Source organism: Phytoactinopolyspora endophytica (genome assembly GCF_004138495.1).
GTDB lineage: Bacteria > Actinomycetota > Actinomycetes > Jiangellales > Jiangellaceae > Phytoactinopolyspora > Phytoactinopolyspora endophytica.
In genome coordinates this window covers 345,396-346,996 of sequence record NZ_ML142849.1, presented here as the reverse complement: position 1 = coordinate 346,996, position 1,601 = coordinate 345,396, and the positions used below count along the sequence as shown (strand labels likewise).

General features: G+C 64.6%; 2 protein-coding genes. One reads left to right on the top strand and one right to left on the bottom strand.

The features are described from left to right. Positions 1 to 46 precede the first annotated feature (46 nt). Positions 47 to 640, bottom strand: a complete 594-nt coding sequence (locus ELR45_RS01510; RefSeq protein ID WP_129662854.1) for a MarR family winged helix-turn-helix transcriptional regulator — start codon at positions 638 to 640, stop codon at positions 47 to 49. Positions 641 to 1,048: 408 nt separating this feature from the next. Here ELR45_RS01510 and ELR45_RS34355 point away from each other — a divergent pair. Further along, on the top strand, positions 1,049 to 1,601 hold a 553-nt coding region (locus ELR45_RS34355), incomplete at its 3' end, for a 1-deoxy-D-xylulose-5-phosphate synthase N-terminal domain-containing protein (RefSeq protein WP_240759049.1).

Genomic DNA, 1,601 nt, shown 5'->3' with positions numbered 1-1,601 from the left:
TGTTCGCTGGTCGTCCTGGTCGCGAGTTCAGCTGGCTCACAGGTGGTCAGGCTTCCGGCTCGGTCTCGGTGGTGGTGCCGTTCTCGGGCATGGGCGTCGTCCGTATCCGCGCCATCATGCCGCGCAGAGTCTCCGTGAACTCGGAGATCTCCTCCTCCGTCAGGCCGTCGGTGATGATGTCTTGTCCGGACACGGAGAGCGGGTAAATGGCGTCGTGGGTCTCGACGCCGGCGCGCGTCAGGTACATCGGCCGCGAGCCGCGGGGGCCGTCGGAGAGCACGACGAGGCCACGACTCACCAGGACGGTGACGCTCTTGGAGATGACAGCCTTGTTGAGGCCGACGAACTCCGAGACCTCGGTGGCTGAGGCTCCAGGGTAGAGCGCCAAGGAAGACAGGACGCGCCAGTCATTGGTGCCAAGCCCCATGTGCTGCCGGACGAGAGACGATTCGCGCCAGACGAGCGCGTTGGAGACCAGTGCGAGGAGCCGGGGGATGAACTTCTCCGGGTCGATGGTCGGCACCGGCTCGGTCACCGCGTTCGGCGGCGGTGCGTCCTTCTTCCGCACGCTCCCGCGGCTGGCCTTGTGCTCGCGCTCCTCGCCGCGGTCCACGCCGGCCGTGTCCACCTGCTCCGCCATCCCATTCACCCCTGTGTATGTCGTCCGCCGCCGCGGTTGGGACGCGACGCGTGTCCCTTGTTGACCTCTACGTCACCGCCACGGTGACAGGACCGTACACCGTGCGTGCCTTGGCGATCACGACGGATCGCTCCGGCCAAGATTAGAGGCAAACCTGTTTACAAGTAAACAGGTTGCTGTTAACGTCACCGTCACCGATCGCCGAGGCGAGTTCGCCACCTGAGAAGGAAAGCGAAGGGCCAACGGCCGACGGCGCACTGATGTCAGGCATCACATGTCATCTGTGAGGAGGCATTCATGGGCCGAGAGACCTCAGAGGCTAACGAGAACCAGGCGGGGCGTGACGCCCAAGAGCCACCAGCCACGAGTTCTTTGGCGCCAGAGAGGCGGCGATCTCATTCCGCAGCGATGTCGCCGCAGCAGCTCGGTGTGGAAGAACTCGAGGATCTGGCGTACGAGTTGCGGGAGAAGCTGCTCCGTCTGTGCGGGACATACGAGGGCGCGGTACACATCGGGGGAGACCTGTCGGTGTCGGACATCCTCACGGTGCTGTTCCAGTACGGGCTACACGTTGATCCGTCGGATATCGCCAATCCGACGCGGGATCGGTTTGTGCTGTCCAAGGGACACGCCGCGGTGTGCATGTACATCGCGATGTCCCAGCGTGGATTCTTCGATTACGACGACATCGTCGCGACGTACGGCCAGCTGGACAGCGCGTACGGGATGCATCCGTGCAAGGTTCAGCTGCCTGGGGTGGAGTGCTCGACCGGTTCACTCGGCCACGGACTCCCGCTCGCGGTGGGGATGGCGTTGGCCGCTCGTGGGCGTGGCGAGAGCCATCGTGTCTTCTGCTTGCTAGGTGACGGGGAGACCGGTGAAGGGTCGGTCTGGGAAGCCGTGATGGCAGCCAGGTCGAACGAGCTGGGCAACCTGGTCGCATTCGTCGACCGCAACCGGC